We start from the raw sequence: 17,321 nt of genomic DNA on the forward strand, positions 1-17,321 counted from the left end.
GTGCGCCGTAGGATCCGACCGGATCATGCCGCGGTGCCGGATAGTGCCGTGGCGCCGCCTTTCAGCTTCGGCCTCCCCGAAGCGGCTGATCCCGATATAGCGTCAGCCCTCCTGGACTTCCACCATGTGCTGCACCTTACGGATCATGCCGCGGACTTCAGGCGAGTCCTCCAGCTCCGATACGCGGTGCATCTTGTTGAGCCCGAGCCCGACCAAAGTCGCGCGCTGGTCCTTGGTGCGACGGATCGGCGATCCGGTCTGCTTCACCTTGATCTTCGCCATGCCGGGTTACTCCGTGACGGCCGCGGCTTCGGCAGCGGCGGTCTGCGCATCAGCGCCATGCCCGCGACCGAGCAGGTCGGCGATCTTCTTGCCACGGCGCTGCGCGACCGACTTCGGCGAAGTCTGGCTGCCCAATGCCTCGAACGTGGCGCGGATCATGTTGTAGGGGTTTGACGTACCGATCGACTTGGTCACCACGTCGTGGACGCCCAGGCTCTCGAACACGGCGCGCATCGGGCCGCCCGCGATGATCCCGGTGCCCTGCGGCGCCGAACGGACGGTGACACGACCGGCACCGAAATGACCGTTGCCGTCATGGTGCAGCGTGCGGCCTTCCTTGAGCGCGACACGAACCATGTGCTTCTTGGCCGAGGCGGTCGCCTTCGAGATCGCCTCAGGCACCTCGCGGGCCTTGCCATGGCCGAAGCCGACACGGCCCTTGCCATCACCCACGACAACCAGCGCCGCGAAGCCGAAGCGCTTGCCGCCCTTCACCGTCTTGGACACGCGGTTGATATGGACGAGCTTCTCGATCAGCTCCTCGCCACCATCCTCGTTGTTGTTCCGCCGATCGTCGCGACGACCACGGTTGCCGTCACGGCCGCCACGGCCGCGATCGCCACCGCCACCGCCGCGGCCGCCACGCGCTCCACGGCCGCGCGGGGCCTCGCTGGCGCCACCGGACGCCGCTTCAGGAGCGGTCGCGGTCGCCTGAACCTCGGTGTTGTTCTCGTCAGCCATGTCTTAGAACTCCAGTCCGGCTTCGCGCGCGGCTTCCGCCAGCGCCTTCACCCGGCCGTGAAACAGGAAGCCGCCACGGTCGAATACGACCTGCGTAACGCCTGCGGCCTTCGCCGCCTCGGCAACGCGCTTGCCCACTTCGGTCGCGGCCGCGACGGTCGCGGTCTTGCCCTCGTGGCCGGCGAGCGTCGAGGCCGACGCGAGCGTGCGGCCCGCCTCGTCGTCGATCACCTGGGCATAGATGTGCTTGCCCGAACGATGCACCGAAAGGCGCGGACGAACGCCGGCGCGTGCGCGCAGCGCCGTGCGATTGCGGCGACGCCGCTTCTCGAAAAGCGAAAGGCCCTTGGTCACTTCTTCTTCCCTTCCTTACGGAAGATGTACTCGCCGTCGTACTTGATGCCCTTGCCCTTGTACGGCTCGGGCTTACGCCAGCGGCGGATCTCTGCGGCGAGCTGGCCAACCTTCTGCTTGTCGGCACCCGAAATCTCGACCGTCGTGTTATCCGGGGTCTTGACCTCAAGACCTTCCGGCACGTCGATGTCGACATCGTGGCTGTAGCCGAGCTGCAGCTTCAGCTTCCGGCCCTGCGCGTTGGCACGATAGCCGACGCCGGTGATGAGCAGCTTCTTGGTGAACCCATCGGTGACGCCCGTGACGAGGTTCTGCACCAGGGTACGCTGCATGCCCCAGAAGGCGCGCGCGCGCTTGGTGTCGTTCGCCGGCTGCACCGAGATGCCGTCCGCCTGAACGTCGTAGGTCACGTCGTCGGCGAGCGCGAGCGAAAGGGTGCCCTTGGGGCCCTTCACGCTCAGCGTGCCGTCAGCGATGTTAGCGGTCACGCCCGAAGGGATCGCGACCGGCTTCTTGCCGATGCGGCTCATCAGAACACCTCCGCCAGCACTTCGCCACCGACATTCTGCTCGCGCGCTTCCGCGTCGGAGAGAACGCCGCGCGGCGTCGATACGATCGTGATGCCCAGGCCGTTCATCACACGCGGCAGGTCGTTCGACCCGCTATAGATGCGGCGGCCCGGCTTCGAGACGCGCGCGACGTGCTTGATCGCCGGCTGGCCCTCGAAATACTTGAGTTCGATACGGACGCCCTTGGCGGGCCCCATGTCTTCCTCGCTGTAGCCACGGATATAGCCTTCGCGCTGAAGCACGTCGAGCACGCGGACGCGCAGCTTCGACGCCGGCGAAAGGACACTGTCCTTGCGCGCGCGCTGGCCGTTGCGGATGCGGGTGAGCAGGTCACCCAGGGGATCGGTCACTGCCATTGTTCGTGATCCTTACCAGCTCGACTTCGTGACGCCGGGAATAAGGCCCTTGTTGGCCAATTCACGCAGCTGCACGCGGCAGAGACGGAACTTACGATAATATGCGCGCGGGCGGCCGGTGATCTCGCAGCGGTTACGCACCCGGGTCGGGTTAGAATTGCGCGGCAGTTCGGCCATCTTCAGGCGCGCGATGAGACGCTCGGTCTCATCGAGCGACTTGTCGTTCGCCTTCGCCTTCAGCGCTGCAAGCTTGCCGGCATATTGCTTCACCAGCTTCTTGCGGCGCTCGTTCTTGTTAACGGAACTCAGTTTCGCCATGGACTTAAGCTCTCTCGTTCAAAAATTACGCGGGGCGCTCACGCGGCCTGCTTTTCTTCGATCTGGACATCCTGCGGGAACGGGAAGCCGAACAGGCGAAGCAGCTCGCGCGCCTCGTCGTCGGTCTTCGCGGTCGTCGCGACGATGATGTCCATGCCACGCACCTTGTCGATGCGGTCATAGTTGATTTCCGGGAATACGAGCTGCTCCTTCAGACCGCAGGCGTAATTGCCGCGGCCGTCGAAGCTCTTCGGGTTCAGCCCGCGGAAGTCGCGAACGCGCGGCAGCGCGATCGTGACGAAGCGATCGAGGAATTCGTACATGCGCTCGCGACGCAGCGTGACCTTAACGCCGATCGGCATGCCCTCGCGCAGCTTGAACTGCGCGATCGACTTCTTCGCCTTGGTGATCACCGGCTTCTGGCCCGCGATCAGCTCCATCTCCGAAGCGGCCTGTTCGACGCGCTTCTTGTCCTGGGTCGCCTCGCCGACGCCCATGTTGATGACGATCTTGTCGATCCGCGGAACTTCAAGCGCGTTCTTGTAGCCGAACTTCTCGGTCATCGCCTTCGCGATGGTGTCGTCATACAGCTTGCGCAGACGCGGGGTGTACGCATCAGCCATCGATCTTCTCCCCGGACTTCACGGCCACGCGGACCTTCTTGCCGTCCTTCACCTCGAAACGGACGCGCGTCGGCTTGCCGTCGGCGGTTACGTGCGCCACCTTCGAGATGTGCAGCGGCGCTTCCGTGCGCTCCAGGCCGCCCTGCGGGTTGGTCTGGCTCGGCTTGCGGTGACGGGTGGCGACGTTGACGCCTTCGACAACGACCTTGCCGCCCTTTGGCATCGCGAGGGTTACGGTGCCGGTCTTGCCCTTGTCCTTGCCGGACAGGACGATCACGCGATCACCCTTCTTGATCTTCGCGGCGGCCATTACAGCACCTCCGGCGCAAGGCTGATGATCTTCATGTGCTTCTTGGCACGCAGTTCGCGCACCACCGGGCCGAAGATACGGGTGCCGATCGGCTCCTCGTTCTTGTTGACCAGCACGGCCGCATTCGAATCGAAACGGATGGTCGAGCCGTCCGCGCGATGAATGTCCTTCGCGGTGCGAACGATGACGGCGCGATGCACGTCACCCTTCTTCACCTTGCCACGCGGCTGTGCTTCCTTGATCGACACCACGATGATGTCGCCCACGCTGGCCGTGCGGCGCTTAGAGCCGCCCAGCACCTTGATGCACTGCACCCGCTTCGCGCCGCTGTTGTCAGCGACGTCGAGATTGGATTGCATCTGGATCATCGATCCGCTTCCTTCTCGGTTATGGCACTGGATACCGACCCAGCGCCGCCTTCAAATCCAAACCCCATCAAGAGGCGAACGGTTTACGCCGCGACGTCGCCATCGACATCGACCTGAGCCGGCGTCGCGCGGGCATTGACCCGATCGACCACCTTCCAGGTCTTCAGCCTGGAGATCGGCGCGGTCTCTTCGATCCGCACGGTCTCGCCAGTCTTGAACTCGTTCGCCTCGTCATGGGCGTGATACTTCTTCGAGCGGCGAATGATCTTGCCGTAGAGCGGGTGCTTGACCTTGCGCTCCACGTTCACGACCACCGTCTTTTCGCCCTTGTCCGAGACGATCACCCCGGTCAGCACGCGCTTCGGCATGTCTCTCGTCCTCTTACTTGGCCGCTGCGGCGACGCGAGCCGCCTGCAGGGTCTTGATACGGGCGATGTCCTTGCGGACCTCGCGCACGCGGCTGGGCTTCTCGAGCTGATTGGTCGCCGCCTGGAAGCGCAGGTTGAACTGCTCGCGCTTCAGGTTGCCCAGCGCTTCGCCGAGCTGGTCGTCGGTCTGCCCGATGAAATCAGTCTTCTTTGCCATCTCATTCGCCTCCGAGGTGCGACGTGTCGCCGAGGCGCGCCACGACCTTGGTCTTGATCGGGAGCTTCATCGCCGCGCGTTCAAACGCCTCGGCGGCGAGCGCGCCCGGTACACCATCCAGCTCGAACAGGATGCGGCCCGGCTTCACCCGCGCCGCCCAGAATTCGGGCGAACCCTTGCCCGAGCCCATGCGGACTTCGGCGGGCTTTGACGAAACCGGCACATCCGGGAAGATGCGGATCCACAAACGCCCCTGGCGCTTGATGTGACGCGTGATCGCGCGGCGGGCCGCCTCGATCTGACGCGCGGTGATCCGCTCCGGCTCGAGCGCCTTGAGGCCATAGGCCCCGAAGTTCAGCGCGGTGCCGCCCTTGGCGTCGCCGTGGATACGGCCCTTGAACGCCTTGCGGAATTTGGTGCGCTTTGGTTGCAGCACGTTCTTTACTCCTTAGCGGCGGTCATCGCGCGCGGGGCGCACGCCGGAGGTCTGAGCCTCCATCATCAGCCGGTCGGTGGCCATCGGATCATGGCCGAGGATCTCGCCCTTGAAGATCCACACCTTGACGCCGCACACCCCATAAGCGGTATGGGCCTCGGCCTCGGCATAATCCATATTCGCGCGCAGCGTATGCAGCGGCACGCGACCCTCGCGATAGCTTTCCGAACGCGCGATCTCGGCGCCGCCGAGACGGCCGCCGCACTGCACGCGGATGCCGTCGGCACCCAGGCGCATCGCGGACTGCACCGCGCGCTTCATCGCACGGCGGAACGCGATACGGCGCTCGAGCTGGTCGGCGATGCCCTGCGCAACGAGCTTGGCATCCACTTCCGGCTTGCGGATCTCGACGATGTTCAGACTGACATCGGATGAAGTCATCGCACCCAGGGTGCGACGGAGCTTCTCGATGTCCGAGCCCTTCTTGCCGATAATGACGCCGGGGCGCGCAGCATAGATCGAGATGCGGCACAGCTTGGCCGGACGCTCGATCACCACCTTCGAAATCGCGGCCTGCGGCAGCGCCTTCATGATGTACTTGCGGATCTTTAGATCCTCAAGCAGCAGGCGGCCATAGTCCGCGCCTTCGGCGTACCAGCGGCTGTCCCACGTGCGGTTGATCTGCAGGCGCAGACCGATCGGGTTGCTCTTGTGACCCATTACGCTTCTTCCTGCTCGCGCACGACGATCCGCAGCCGCGAGAACGGCTTGAGAATACGGGTGGACTTGCCGCGGCCGCGCGTGGCGAACCGCTTCATGGTGATCGACTTGCCAACCGATGCCTCGGATACGACGAGCGCGTCGACATCGAGGTTGTGGTTGTTCTCGGCATTGGCGATCGCGGATGCAAGCACCTTGCGCGCGTCGACCGCCATCGCCTTCTTGGAGAAGGCGAGGATGTTCATCGCGTCACCGACCTTGCGGCCACGGATCAGGCCCGCGACGAGGTTCAGCTTCTGGGCCGAGCCACGGATCTGCGTGCCGACCGAGAGCGCTTCCTTCTCGCCGACCTTGCGGGGGGATGCAGGCTTGCTCATCAGCGCTTGCCCTTCTTGTCAGCCGCGTGACCAGGAAAATACCGGGTCGGTGCGAACTCGCCGAGCTTCATGCCGACCATGTCCTCGTTGACCGAGACCGGCACGAACTTGCGGCCGTTGTAAACGTTGAACGTAAGCCCGACGAACGTCGGCAGGATCGTCGAACGACGCGACCAGGTCTTGATCGGGCCGGCACGGGTGCCGGCGTCCTGTGCGGTTTCTGCCTTCTTGAGCAGATGCAGGTCCACGAACGGACCCTTCCAGACGGAGCGCGCCATTACTTCTTCCTCGCGTGACGGCTGCGGATGATCATCTTGTCAGTCGCCTTGTTGTGGCGCGTGCGGGCGCCCTTCGTCGGCTTGCCCCACGGGGTGACCGGGTGACGGCCGCCCGAGGTGCGGCCTTCGCCGCCGCCGTGCGGGTGATCGACCGGGTTTTTCGCGACACCGCGGGTAAGCGGGCGCTTGCCCATCCAGCGGCTACGACCGGCCTTGCCGAAATTCTGGTTCTGGTTGTCGGGGTTCGAAACCGCGCCCACCGTCGCCATGCAATCGCTGCGGATATAGCGCTGCTCGCCGGAGTTCAGACGAACGATCACCATGCCCTTGTCGCGGCCGACGACCTGCACATAGGTGCCGGCCGACCGCGCGATCTGACCGCCCTTGCCCGGCTTCATCTCCACATTGTGGACGATGGTGCCGACGGGCATCTGGCCCAGCTCCATGGCATTGCCCGGCTTCACGTCGGTCTTCCTGCCGGCAACGACCTTGTCGCCGACGCCGAGGCGCTGCGGCGCGATGATGTAAGCCACCTCGCCGTCCGCATACTTCACCAATGCGATGAAGGCCGTACGGTTCGGGTCATACTCGAGCCGCTCGACAGTGCCGTCGACGTCCCACTTGCGGCGCTTGAAATCGATCAGACGATAGCGCTGCTTGTGGCCGCCCGCGATACCGCGCGAGGTGACATGACCCTTGTTGTTGCGGCCGCCAGACTTGGTCTTGCCCTCGGTGAGAGCCTTGACCGGACGCCCCTTGTAGAGCGCCGAGCGATCAACCAGGATCAGGCCACGAACGCCCGGGCTGGTCGGATTATAATGCTTGAGTGCCATTACGCCTTGGCCCCCTCGGTCACGTCGATCGACTGCCCATCCTTGAGCGTGACGATCGCCTTCTTCATGTCGGACCGCTGATAGGGAGCACCCTTCCAGCGCTTGGTCTTGCCCTTCTGGACGATCGTGTTCACGCCCACGACGCTGACGTCGAAGATCGCTTCCACAGCCGCCTTGATCTCCGGCTTGGAGGCGTCTCGCGCCACCTTGAACACGACCGCGTTCTGCTCGGAGAGAAGGGTGGACTTCTCGGTGATGTGCGGCGCGACGATCACGTCATAATGACGGTTGTCGATCGCCTTGGTCGGCTTCTTAGCCATTGAAGCGCGCCTCCAGCTTCTCGACCGCAGCGCGGGTGATAACCAGCGTGTCGGCCTTGATGATGTCATAGACGTTGGCGCCGACGGCCGGGAGCAAGTCCACGCCCGGCAGATTGCGCGCCGAACGGAAGCCCTCGCCAGCATCGCCGTCGATAACGAGCGTCCGCTTGCCGACGCCGAGCGTCTCGAAATGCCCCTTGAGCTCCTTAGTCTTGCTGACCTGGAAAGCATCGAGGACGATCAGCGAACCGGCCTTTGCGTGGCTCGAAAGAGCCATCTTCAGGCCCAGCGCGCGGATCTTCTTGTTCAGCGACGGATTGAAGTCGCGGACGCGAGCGCCGTGCGCCTTGCCGCCGCCGATGAACACCGGGGCGCGGCGATCACCGTGACGGGCGACACCGCCGCCCTTCTGGCGACCGAGCTTCTTGCCCGACCGCGCGACGTCCGCACGCTCGCGGGTGCCGCGCGCGGTGCCACGACGCTTCTCGAGCTGCCAGGTGACGACACGATGCAGAATGTCGGCACGCGGATCGACGCCGAAAACCTCGTCCGAAAGCTCAACGTCCGCGGCATTCGCCTTGGCGTCGAAGGAGGATACCTTGATCTTCACTTATCAGCCCTCCTGGCCGTCGGTCGCTTCGGGCGCGACCGAGGTCTCGGCCGGCGTATCCGCAGCGGTGTTGCTGTTGGCGGCCTTCAGGCCGGCTGGCAGCGGGGCATCGGCATGACGCGGCTCTTTCACCGCGTCCTTGACGAAGAGCCAGCCGCCCTTCGAACCGGGCACCGAACCCTTGACGAAGATCAGGCCGCGCTCCGCATCGGTGCCGACGATCTCGAGATTCTGCTGGGTGCGGTTCTTGTCACCCATGTGGCCCGCCATCTTCTTGTTCTTGAAGACGCGGCCCGGATCCTGGCGGTTACCCGTCGAACCGTGGGAGCGGTGAGACACTGACACGCCGTGCGTAGCGCGCAGACCGCCGAAGTTCCAGCGCTTCATGGCGCCCGCAAAGCCCTTGCCCTGCGTGCGGCCCTGGATATCGACGTACTGGCCCGTGACGAAGTGATCGGCAGAAAGCTCCGCGCCGACGTCGAGGAGGTTATCCTCGGTCACGCGGAATTCGTGCACGATCGCCTTCGGCTCCACCTCGGCCTTGCCGAAATGGCCGCGTTGCGGCTTGGCGACATTCTTGGCCTTGGCGCTGCCTGCGCCAAGCTGGACGGCGGTATAACCGTCCCGATTTTTTTCGCGACGGGCGACGACCTGAAGCGCCTCGATCTGCAGGACGGTAACCGGCACGTGGCGGCCGTCGTCCTGGAACAGGCGGGTCATCCCCATTTTCTTCGCGATCACGCCAGTACGCATGATCTACACACTCCTTACAGAGGCACCCGCGGGCCCATCCCACAGGTGCTTGTGATCGCCTCCAGGAGAGGCAATCGATACAACCCGGATATACGAAACGTGCCCCCGTCCCGGGCTGGCGCCTTCCGGAGGAAAGCATGACGGGAGACGCTGTCCCGGAGGGCGAGCCCGCCGGCGGTATCTCTTGTCTGTCAGTCGCCCCGCATCGGCGGGGTTTCCAAACACGTTACCGGAAATCCGGGAACGACAAACCCGCGGGACTCGGTGTCCACCGCGGGGAGGCCGGCCATTACGCCAGCTTGATCTCTACGTCAACGCCCGCTGCGAGATCGAGCTTCATCAGCGCGTCGACCGTCTGCGGAGTGGGCTGCACGATGTCGAGCATGCGCTTGTAGGTGCGCACCTCGAATTGCTCGCGGCTCTTCTTGTCGATGTGGGGACCACGGTTGACCGTGAACTTCTCGATGCGGGTGGGGAGCGGGATCGGACCGCGGATAAGCGCGCCGGTACGTCGGGCGGTGTCGGCGATGTCGCCGGTCGCCTGATCGAGCACGCGATGATCGAACGCCTTCAGGCGGATGCGGATGTTGCTGTCCATATTCCCTACCGATGCGAAAGAGCGGGGCGACTCAACCGTGCCTCCATCCCTGAGGGGATGACGAATCGGCGGCCACCTCTTGCTGTTTTCAACCCAAACCGAAGGCGCGGCTCATATCCACGCCCTCACAAAAAGGCAACCGCCCGACTCACCTTATTGGCGAGCCGGGCGGCTGTTTCGCGATAAATCGCTTACTTGTCGATCGCGCTGACCACGCCGGCGCCGACGGTACGGCCACCTTCGCGGATCGTGAAGCGCTGGCCGACGTCCATGGCGATCGGCGCGATGAGCTTGATGCCCAGCGCGACATTGTCGCCCGGCATCACCATCTCGGTGCCCTCAGGCAGCTCGACGGTGCCGGTCACGTCCGTGGTACGGAAGTAGAACTGCGGACGATAGTTGGCGAAGAACGGCGTGTGACGGCCACCTTCGTCCTTCGACAGCACATACACTTCCGACTTGAAGTCCGTGTGCGGCTTGATCGAGCCGGGCTTGCAGAGCACCTGGCCGCGCTCGACCTCGTCGCGCGCAACGCCGCGGATAAGCGCGCCGACGTTGTCGCCCGCCTGGCCCTGATCGAGCAGCTTGCGGAACATCTCGACGCCGGTGACGGTGGTCTTGCGGACCTCAGGGTGGATGCCGACGATCTCGACTTCCTCACCGACCTTCACGATGCCCGTTTCGACGCGGCCGGTGACGACCGTGCCACGACCCGAAATCGAGAACACGTCCTCGATCGGCATCATGAACGGCTTGTCGAGCGGACGCTCCGGCTGCGGGATATAATCGTCAACCGACTGCATCAGCTCGAGCACGGCATCCTTGCCGAGCTTGTCGTTCGAGCCGCTGAGCGCGCAGGTCGCCGAGCCCTTGATGATCGGAATGTCGTCGCCCGGGAATTCATACGAGCTCAGCAGCTCGCGAACTTCCAGCTCGACCAGCTCGAGGATTTCCTCGTCGTCGACCAGATCGACCTTGTTCATAAACACGACCATCGCCGGAACGCCGACCTGACGGGCAAGCAGGATGTGCTCGCGGGTCTGCGGCATCGGGCCGTCGGTGGCGGACACGACGAGGATCGCGCCGTCCATCTGCGCCGCACCGGTGATCATGTTCTTCACATAATCGGCGTGGCCGGGGCAATCGACGTGCGCATAGTGACGCTTTTCGGTCTCATACTCGACGTGCGCGGTCGAGATCGTGATGCCGCGCTCGCGCTCTTCCGGTGCCTTGTCGATGTTCGCGAAATCGACCGCCGCGTTGCCGGCGACGTTATCCGCCAGCACCTTGGTGATCGCAGCAGTCAGCGAGGTCTTGCCATGGTCGACGTGACCGATGGTGCCGATGTTCAGGTGCGGCTTGGTCCGCTCAAACTTAGCCTTAGCCATTGATTCCCTACCTTCTGGATTTCCGTGTGAGCCGCACGAGGACTCGCCGTGAAGGCGGCCCCATAGCGACTGTTTTCACCCTTTGCCAGCCCCTCCCCGGCCCGGTGCCGCACGCGACGTCCGGAACATGGGGACAGGCCAGGCCTTACGCCAGCTTTGCCTTCACTTCGTCGGCGACGTTCTGCGGCACTTCGTCGTAATGCGAGAACTGCATCGAATAGCTCGCGCGGCCCTGCGTGAAGGACCGAAGCTGATTCACGTAACCGAACATGTTCGCCAGCGGGACCATCGCGGTCACTGCCTGGGCATTGCCGCGCGTGTCCGTGCCCTGGATCTGGCCGCGCCGGCTGTTCATGTCGCCGATCACGTCGCCGAGATAATCCTCCGGCGTCACGACCTCAACCTTCATCACCGGCTCAAGGAGGGTGATGCCGGCCTTCTGAGCCGCTTCACGCATCGCCCCACGCGCGCAGATTTCAAACGCGAGCGCCGACGAGTCGACATCGTGATAGGCACCGTCCGTCAGATGCACCTCAAAGTCGATGATCGGGAAGCCGATCAGCGAACCTGTCTCGGCCGTCTCGCGGAAGCCCTTCTCGACCGACGGGATGTATTCCCGCGGAATGTTACCGCCCTTAACCTCGTCGAAGAACTGATAGCCCGAGCCACGCTCGCCCGGGATCACCGTCACCTTCACACGGCCGAACTGGCCCGAGCCGCCCGACTGCTTCTTGTGCGTGTAGTCGATATCGACCTTCTTCTTGAGATATTCGCGATACGCCACCTGCGGCGCGCCGACGTTAGCCTCGACCTTGAACTCGCGCTTCATGCGATCGACGAGAATTTCGAGGTGAAGTTCGCCCATCCCCTTGATGATCGTCTGGCCCGATTCGTGATCGGTCGAAACGCGGAACGAGGGATCCTCGGCGGCCAGGCGGTTGAGCGCGATGCCCATCTTCTCCTGGTCAGCCTTGGTCTTCGGCTCAACCGACAGCTCGATCACCGGCTCGGGGAACTCCATCCGCTCAAGAATGATCGGATGCGCAGGATCGCACAGCGTATCACCTGTCGTCGTTTCCTTGAGGCCCGCGATCGCGACGATGTCGCCCGCGCGTGCCTCATCGATGTCCTCACGCGAGTTCGCGTGCATGAGGAGCATGCGTCCGATCTTTTCCTTCTTGTCCTTCACCGAATTCAGGTAGCCGCCCTTTGTGAGGACGCCCGAATAAATGCGCGCGAAGGTGAGCGAGCCGACGAACGGATCGTTCATGATCTTGAACGCCAGCGCCGAGAACGGAGCCTCGTCCGACGACGGGCGCTCGTCCGGCGTTTCGCCGTCGAGCTTGACGCCCTTGATCGCGGGCACGTCCAGCGGGCTTGGCAGAAAGTCCACCACGGCATCGAGCAGCGGCTGCACGCCTTTGTTCTTGAACGCCGAGCCGCACACAACCGGCACGAACGACATGTTCAGCGTGCCCTTGCGGATCAGCTTCTTCAGCGTGGCGGCGTCGGGCTCGTTGCCCTCCAGATACGCCTCCATCGCGTCATCGTCCTGCTCGACGGCCAACTCGATCAGGTCGTTGCGATACTTCGCCGCCTTCTCGACCATGTCGTCAGGAATCGGCTGATATTCGAATTTCGCGCCAAGCGATTCTTCGAGCCAGATGATCGCGCGATTTTCGACCAGATCGACGAGGCCCTTGAAGCCGCCTTCCATGCCGATCGGGAGATAAAGGACTGCCGGCTTCGCGCCCAGGCGATCGATGATCGACTGCACGCAGAAATAGAAATCAGCGCCAGTGCGGTCGAGCTTGTTCACGAAGCACATCCGCGGCACACCATACTTGTCGGCCTGACGCCACACCGTTTCCGACTGCGGCTCAACGCCGGCAACGCCGTCAAAACACGCGACCGCACCGTCGAGGACGCGCAGCGAACGCTCCACCTCGATGGTGAAATCGACGTGGCCGGGCGTGTCGATGATGTTGATGAGATGCTCGGGGCCGTTGCCCTCCTCGGCCTTCCACTTGCACGTCGTCGCAGCGGACGTGATCGTGATCCCGCGCTCCTGCTCCTGCTCCATCCAGTCCATCGTCGCGGTGCCCTCATGCACTTCGCCGATTTTATAGGACTTGCCGGTGTAATAGAGGATGCGCTCGGTCGTCGTCGTCTTGCCGGCGTCGATGTGCGCCATGATGCCGATATTGCGATAACGGTCGAGCGAATGGCTGCGGGCCATGATCGTAGGTTCCTTGAGCATGCGGGAAGCCGGCCGATCCGGCTCCCCGCGATATAGGGTTTGTTCTTACCAGCGGTAGTGGCTGAAAGCGCGGTTCGCCTCGGCCATACGATGGGTATCTTCGCGCTTCTTGACCGCGTTGCCGCGATTGTTCGAAGCGTCGAGCAGTTCGCCGGAAAGACGCGCCGCCATCGTATTCTCGCTGCGGCCGCGCGCGGCGGAGATCAGCCAGCGGATCGCCAGCGCCTGCGCACGCTCGGGACGAACCTCGACCGGCACCTGATAGGTCGCACCGCCGACGCGGCGGCTGCGGACTTCGATGCCCGGCTTGATGTTGGCGAGCGCTTCATGGAACACGCCGAGCGGATCCTTCTTCGCGCGGGTCTCCACGGTTTCGAGCGCACCGTAAACGATGCCTTCGGCGACGGACTTCTTGCCGTCCAGCATCACCGAATTCATGAACTTCGACAGAACCTCATCACCAAATTTGGGATCAGGCAGGATTTCCCGCTTCTCGGGACGACGACGACGCGCCATTTGGAATTCCTTTTTAGATCAACCGAGCCGTTTCAGGCCCGAAATCCTGGCCACGCATTTCCTGGCGCCAGAATATATCCGCGCGGACGCTCCGCGCCCGCTGGCTTACTTCGGCCGCTTCGCACCGTACTTGGAGCGCGACTGCTTGCGATCCTTGACGCCCTGCGTATCGAGCACGCCGCGCAGCACATGATAGCGCACGCCCGGAAGGTCGCGCACACGGCCGCCGCGAATCAGCACCACCGAGTGCTCCTGCAGGTTGTGCCCCTCGCCCGGAATGTAGCTGATCACTTCGCGCTGGTTGGTCAGGCGGACCTTTGCAACCTTGCGCAATGCCGAGTTCGGCTTCTTCGGGGTCGTGGTGTAAACGCGGGTGCAAACGCCGCGCTTCTGCGGATTCTGTTCCATCGCAGGGACCTTGCTCTTGGCCTTCTGCGGATCGCGGCCCTTGCGGACCAACTGGTTGATCGTCGGCATTGAAGCCTTCACCTTTCAATCGGTTACTTTGCTGGAGCCTTCACAAGCTTACGGAATACGAAAAGGACCATGGGGCGGTCGCGCGCGACCTTCCCGGCCCTTCAAGCATCCAGCAATGTTCAAGCGTGTCTGAAGGGCATAAAACCCCACGAACGGGCGCGCCTATACGCGCGCTGCGCATCCTGGTCAATGCCGGGCAGGGGCCGCAGCTCGGACAAGGGACTCGTTTTCATCCCAGCATCTCGAGATACGTCTGCGGTGGCGGCGGCAAAACCAGCCGCGCCGCGATCGCCGGCACGCAGGCTGTGAGCACCAGGGCCGCACCGAGCCCCAGGCGGCGGCGGTTGAACGCCGGCCAGCCGACGACGACGCCGATCGCCGCCGCTATCATCATCCACAGATGATAGCGCAGGTCGGACGCGATGCTTACCACCGCGAAGCTCGCCTCGCCCGCAAGCGCGGAAACGAACAGCGCCCGCGCAACCTGCGCGGCGCGGGTCTGCGCCCCGGTAAGCGCTAGCAGTCCCGCAAGCGCCAGCGCTGTCCAGGCGAACGGCCATCCCAGCGGCGTTTCCACGAGATAGCCGCCAAGCCGCTGCCAGCCCCGCGCCGTAGCCCCCGGCGACTCGAGTCCGAGATCGTTGCGCTCGCTCGCCACTGTCGGCGCTGCACCCGGCCATCGATACGGCACCAGCCAGCGCTCGGTGGAATTGAGATGCGTCATGCGATGGCCGGCGTAGGCGACCGGATGGGCGAGAATCGCCCTTAGCCAAAGCCCGTTCAGCCGCGCGACCGGCATCCTCGCCAGTTCCGCGATGTCCCTCCCGCACGGCCCGGATTCGGCAAGCGGATCCCAGAAAAACGGCTTCGAACACCCGCGAGCGCGAATATCGGCGACCGCCGGCGGCGCAAGGCCGGTCAGCGCGTCCGGAACGCGAGCGGCGATGGCAGCGATATCGAAGATCGGCTGCGTGCGGGTAACACCGCTATCGCGCGCGCCGAGCAATTGATGATTGACGAGCGGCGAGAGAAGAAGCGTCGCCGCGACCCCGCCGACCACTGCCCCCAGACGCCAGCGCCAGCCGAGCGGCAGCAGCATCGCGACCAGCGGCACGACGGCGAAAGCCGCATTGGCGCGAACCAGCACCGCATAAAGCAACAGTATCGCAGCGGCTGTCCACTCCAGCGCGCGGAGCGTTCGCCCGTCGAGCCGGGCGGCGGCGATGATGCCGGTCGCCGCGAGCAGCGCGCCGGTCATCTGCGCATCTTTCAGCACCACCACCTGCCAGCCGAGAAAGGGCGGGAGGATCGCGATGACGCCGAGCAGCAGCGACGCGCGTAAACGTCCCGCACGCGCCAGCGCCAGCGCCAGCAACGCGAAACCGAGCCAATAACAACCGACCTGTGCGACGAACAGCGGTGCCTGCCCGCCTCCAAGCGGCGCCATCACCTGCCACAGCCGCGCCATCGCCGGTGGATGCCAGTCGTCGAATGTGCCCGACAGCACCTGCCGATATTGCACCAGCGTGTCGTACATCGCGAAGCCGGGAGCGAAGACGACGAGCGTCAGCATCCAGCCCGCAAGCATCCCCCCGCCGACCGCCCGGATCGCGCGGCCGTGAAGGGATCTGTCGGGCATATCAGATATGCAGCGCCCGGCCGTAGGCGGCCAGCACGCTTTCGTGCATCATCTCGGACAAGGTGGGATGCGGGAAAACCGTTTCGGTCAATTCCGCTTCGGTCGTCTCCAGCGTCTTGCCGATCGTATAGCCCTGGATCAGCTCGGTCACCTCGGCGCCGATCATGTGCGCGCCAAGCAGTTCGCCGGTCTTGGCGTCGAACACGGTCTTGATGAAACCCTCGGGCTCGCCCAGCGCGATCGCCTTGCCATTGCCGATGAACGGAAAGTTGCCGACCTTCAGCTCGTATCCCGCTTCCTTCGCCTTCGCCTCGGTCAGGCCGACGCTGGCGATCTGCGGATGGCAATAAGTGCAGGCGGGGATATTGAGCGGGTCCATCGCGTGTGGATGCTTGCCCGCCATCGCCTCGACAGCGATCACGCCCTCGTGACTTGCCTTGTGCGCTAGCCACGGCGGCGCGGTAATATCGCCGATCGCCCATAGCCCGTCGATATTGGTGCGGCACGACGCGTCGGTCTTGAGAAAGCCGCGCTCGTCCATCGCGACGCCCAGTTCCTTCAGCCCGATATTCTCAGTGTTGGGCACGATGCCCACCGCGACGATGACATGGCTGAACTCGGCGACCGATTCCTTACCCGCTTTGTCCTTCAGCGTCGCCTTTACACCATTGGCGCCCGCGTCGATCCTGCTCACGCCTGCGCCAGTCATGATCGTCATACCCTGCTTCTTGAGCGCCTTCTCAAGGAAGCTGGAAACGTCCGCATCCTCGACCGGCACGATCCGGTCGAGCATCTCCACCACGGTCACTTCCGCGCCGAGATCGTTGTAGAAGCTTGCGAACTCGATCCCGATCGCGCCCGATCCGATCACCAGCAGCTTTTTCGGCATATCCGCGGGCGTCATCGCGTGGCGATAGGTCCAGATACGTTTGCCGTCCGCCTTGGCGAAGGGCAGGTCGCGCGCCCGCGCGCCGGTGGCGAGGATGACGTTCTTCGCGGCCAGCTCGGTCTTCTTGCCATCCTTGTCCGTGACGATCAGCCTGCCTTTCCCGGCCAGCTTCCCCTCGCCCATGTGAACGGCGATCTTGTTTTTCTTCATCAGGTGGGTCACGCCCTGATTGAGTTGCCTCGCCACCCCGCGCGAGCGCTTCACCACCGCATCGAGATCGGCGGAAATCTTCTCGGCGACCAGCCCATAGTCCTTCGCATGCCGCATCTGGTGAAACACCTCGGCAGAGCGCAGCAGCGCCTTGGTGGGGATGCAGCCCCAGTTGAGGCAGATGCCGCCGAGCAGTTCCCGCTCTACGATCGCTGTCTTCAGCCCGAGCTGTGCCGCGCGGATCGCCGCGACATAGCCGCCCGGACCGGAGCCGAGGACGACAAGGTCATAAGTATCAGCCATTCATTCTTCTCGCATACCGCCTTCGCGCAACCACGCGCGGCGGATTTCATAAAGGCTCATCGCGATGACGGCGGCCATTGTGGCGAAGCCGACCGGCCAGATCGTCGCCGCGCCCTGTGGATAGGACCACGCGCCCGCCCAGAAGATCAGCGCGGTCAGGCCCAGCGCGGCCAACAGCCAAAGCAATTCCAGGATCATCGCCCGCCTC

General features: G+C 64.0%; 27 protein-coding genes. All 27 read right to left on the reverse strand.

Annotated features, from left to right (window positions below; translation table 11 throughout):
• Window positions 1-102: 102 nt before the first annotated feature.
• The 27 genes from rpmD to FFS35_RS09095 all read right to left on the reverse strand — a co-directional run bounded on the left by rpmD (window position 103) and on the right by FFS35_RS09095 (window position 17,311).
• On the reverse strand, window positions 103-282 hold the full coding sequence (gene rpmD / locus FFS35_RS08965; protein WP_137786748.1) for a 50S ribosomal protein L30: 180 nt from the start codon (window positions 280-282) through the stop codon (window positions 103-105).
• A gap of 6 nt (window positions 283-288) precedes the next feature.
• Complete coding sequence (gene rpsE / locus FFS35_RS08970; RefSeq protein ID WP_137786749.1) at window positions 289-1,023, reverse strand: 30S ribosomal protein S5; 735 nt, start codon at window positions 1,021-1,023, stop codon at window positions 289-291.
• A gap of 3 nt (window positions 1,024-1,026) precedes the next feature.
• Window positions 1,027-1,377: a 50S ribosomal protein L18 gene (gene rplR / locus FFS35_RS08975; protein ID WP_137786750.1), complete on the reverse strand. Its 351-nt coding sequence runs from the start codon at window positions 1,375-1,377 to the stop codon at window positions 1,027-1,029.
• Complete coding sequence (gene rplF, locus FFS35_RS08980) at window positions 1,374-1,907, reverse strand: 50S ribosomal protein L6 (RefSeq protein ID WP_137786751.1); 534 nt, start codon at window positions 1,905-1,907, stop codon at window positions 1,374-1,376. The genes rplR and rplF overlap by 4 nt, the downstream gene beginning before the upstream one ends.
• Window positions 1,907-2,302 (reverse strand): 30S ribosomal protein S8, encoded by a 396-nt coding sequence (gene rpsH / locus FFS35_RS08985; RefSeq protein ID WP_137786752.1) that lies wholly within the window; start codon window positions 2,300-2,302, stop codon window positions 1,907-1,909. Before rpsH ends, rplF begins: the two co-directional genes overlap by 1 nt.
• Before the next feature lie 12 nt (window positions 2,303-2,314).
• Window positions 2,315-2,620, reverse strand: a complete 306-nt coding sequence (rpsN, locus tag FFS35_RS08990; protein ID WP_137786753.1) for a 30S ribosomal protein S14 — start codon at window positions 2,618-2,620, stop codon at window positions 2,315-2,317.
• 38 nt (window positions 2,621-2,658) lie between these two features.
• Window positions 2,659-3,243, reverse strand: coding sequence for a 50S ribosomal protein L5 (gene rplE / locus FFS35_RS08995; protein WP_137786754.1), 585 nt, complete (start codon window positions 3,241-3,243; stop codon window positions 2,659-2,661).
• Window positions 3,236-3,553 carry a 50S ribosomal protein L24 gene (gene rplX, locus FFS35_RS09000; RefSeq protein ID WP_137786755.1) on the reverse strand — a complete coding sequence of 106 codons (318 nt, stop codon included), beginning with the start codon at window positions 3,551-3,553 and terminating at the stop codon, window positions 3,236-3,238. The genes rplE and rplX overlap by 8 nt, the downstream gene beginning before the upstream one ends.
• Complete coding sequence (rplN, locus tag FFS35_RS09005; protein ID WP_137786756.1) at window positions 3,553-3,921, reverse strand: 50S ribosomal protein L14; 369 nt, start codon at window positions 3,919-3,921, stop codon at window positions 3,553-3,555. The genes rplX and rplN overlap by 1 nt, the downstream gene beginning before the upstream one ends.
• Window positions 3,922-4,004: 83 nt before the next feature.
• Window positions 4,005-4,289, reverse strand: coding sequence for a 30S ribosomal protein S17 (gene rpsQ / locus FFS35_RS09010; RefSeq protein ID WP_137786757.1), 285 nt, complete (start codon window positions 4,287-4,289; stop codon window positions 4,005-4,007).
• 13 nt (window positions 4,290-4,302) lie between these two features.
• Window positions 4,303-4,506 carry a 50S ribosomal protein L29 gene (gene rpmC / locus FFS35_RS09015; RefSeq protein WP_137786758.1) on the reverse strand — a complete coding sequence of 68 codons (204 nt, stop codon included), beginning with the start codon at window positions 4,504-4,506 and terminating at the stop codon, window positions 4,303-4,305.
• 1 nt (window position 4,507) lies between these two features.
• Window positions 4,508-4,942, reverse strand: a complete 435-nt coding sequence (gene rplP / locus FFS35_RS09020; protein WP_137786759.1) for a 50S ribosomal protein L16 — start codon at window positions 4,940-4,942, stop codon at window positions 4,508-4,510.
• A 12-nt stretch (window positions 4,943-4,954) separates the two neighbouring features.
• On the reverse strand, window positions 4,955-5,662 hold the full coding sequence (gene rpsC / locus FFS35_RS09025; protein ID WP_137786760.1) for a 30S ribosomal protein S3: 708 nt from the start codon (window positions 5,660-5,662) through the stop codon (window positions 4,955-4,957).
• A complete protein-coding gene (rplV, locus tag FFS35_RS09030) occupies window positions 5,662-6,039 on the reverse strand; it encodes a 50S ribosomal protein L22 (protein ID WP_137786761.1) in 378 nt (125 codons plus the stop codon). The genes rpsC and rplV overlap by 1 nt, the downstream gene beginning before the upstream one ends.
• Entirely contained in the window at window positions 6,039-6,317 is a 279-nt protein-coding gene (rpsS, locus tag FFS35_RS09035) for a 30S ribosomal protein S19 (RefSeq protein WP_137786762.1), read from the reverse strand. The genes rplV and rpsS overlap by 1 nt, the downstream gene beginning before the upstream one ends.
• Window positions 6,317-7,150 (reverse strand): 50S ribosomal protein L2, encoded by an 834-nt coding sequence (gene rplB / locus FFS35_RS09040; RefSeq protein WP_137786763.1) that lies wholly within the window; start codon window positions 7,148-7,150, stop codon window positions 6,317-6,319. The genes rpsS and rplB overlap by 1 nt, the downstream gene beginning before the upstream one ends.
• The gene (locus FFS35_RS09045; RefSeq protein WP_137786764.1) at window positions 7,150-7,470 is read right to left on the reverse strand and encodes a 50S ribosomal protein L23; all 321 of its coding nucleotides are present in this window, start codon (window positions 7,468-7,470) and stop codon (window positions 7,150-7,152) included. The genes rplB and FFS35_RS09045 overlap by 1 nt, the downstream gene beginning before the upstream one ends.
• Entirely contained in the window at window positions 7,463-8,080 is a 618-nt protein-coding gene (gene rplD, locus FFS35_RS09050) for a 50S ribosomal protein L4 (RefSeq protein ID WP_137786765.1), read from the reverse strand. The genes FFS35_RS09045 and rplD overlap by 8 nt, the downstream gene beginning before the upstream one ends.
• 3 nt (window positions 8,081-8,083) lie before the next feature.
• A complete protein-coding gene (rplC, locus tag FFS35_RS09055) occupies window positions 8,084-8,833 on the reverse strand; it encodes a 50S ribosomal protein L3 (RefSeq protein WP_137786766.1) in 750 nt (249 codons plus the stop codon).
• A gap of 289 nt (window positions 8,834-9,122) precedes the next feature.
• Window positions 9,123-9,431: a 30S ribosomal protein S10 gene (gene rpsJ / locus FFS35_RS09060; RefSeq protein WP_007406109.1), complete on the reverse strand. Its 309-nt coding sequence runs from the start codon at window positions 9,429-9,431 to the stop codon at window positions 9,123-9,125.
• 191 nt (window positions 9,432-9,622) lie between these two features.
• A complete protein-coding gene (gene tuf, locus FFS35_RS09065; RefSeq protein ID WP_137786767.1) occupies window positions 9,623-10,819 on the reverse strand; it encodes an elongation factor Tu in 1,197 nt (398 codons plus the stop codon).
• Between the two features lie 145 nt (window positions 10,820-10,964).
• The gene (gene fusA, locus FFS35_RS09070) at window positions 10,965-13,058 is read right to left on the reverse strand and encodes an elongation factor G (RefSeq protein WP_137786768.1); all 2,094 of its coding nucleotides are present in this window, start codon (window positions 13,056-13,058) and stop codon (window positions 10,965-10,967) included.
• Between the two features lie 66 nt (window positions 13,059-13,124).
• Window positions 13,125-13,595 (reverse strand): 30S ribosomal protein S7, encoded by a 471-nt coding sequence (rpsG, locus tag FFS35_RS09075; RefSeq protein WP_137786769.1) that lies wholly within the window; start codon window positions 13,593-13,595, stop codon window positions 13,125-13,127.
• Between the two features lie 105 nt (window positions 13,596-13,700).
• Window positions 13,701-14,072, reverse strand: coding sequence for a 30S ribosomal protein S12 (gene rpsL / locus FFS35_RS09080; RefSeq protein ID WP_022691828.1), 372 nt, complete (start codon window positions 14,070-14,072; stop codon window positions 13,701-13,703).
• A gap of 229 nt (window positions 14,073-14,301) precedes the next feature.
• The gene (locus FFS35_RS09085; protein ID WP_137786770.1) at window positions 14,302-15,711 is read right to left on the reverse strand and encodes a hypothetical protein; all 1,410 of its coding nucleotides are present in this window, start codon (window positions 15,709-15,711) and stop codon (window positions 14,302-14,304) included.
• A gap of 1 nt (window position 15,712) precedes the next feature.
• Window positions 15,713-17,113: a dihydrolipoyl dehydrogenase gene (lpdA, locus tag FFS35_RS09090; protein ID WP_137786771.1), complete on the reverse strand. Its 1,401-nt coding sequence runs from the start codon at window positions 17,111-17,113 to the stop codon at window positions 15,713-15,715.
• Window positions 17,114-17,311 (reverse strand): hypothetical protein, encoded by a 198-nt coding sequence (locus FFS35_RS09095; protein WP_137786772.1) that lies wholly within the window; start codon window positions 17,309-17,311, stop codon window positions 17,114-17,116.
• Window positions 17,312-17,321 lie beyond the last annotated feature (10 nt).

Origin of the sequence: Sphingomonas sp. 3P27F8 (assembly GCF_005502745.1) — a bacterium.
In the GTDB taxonomy this organism is placed as follows: Bacteria; Pseudomonadota; Alphaproteobacteria; order Sphingomonadales; family Sphingomonadaceae; genus Sphingomonas.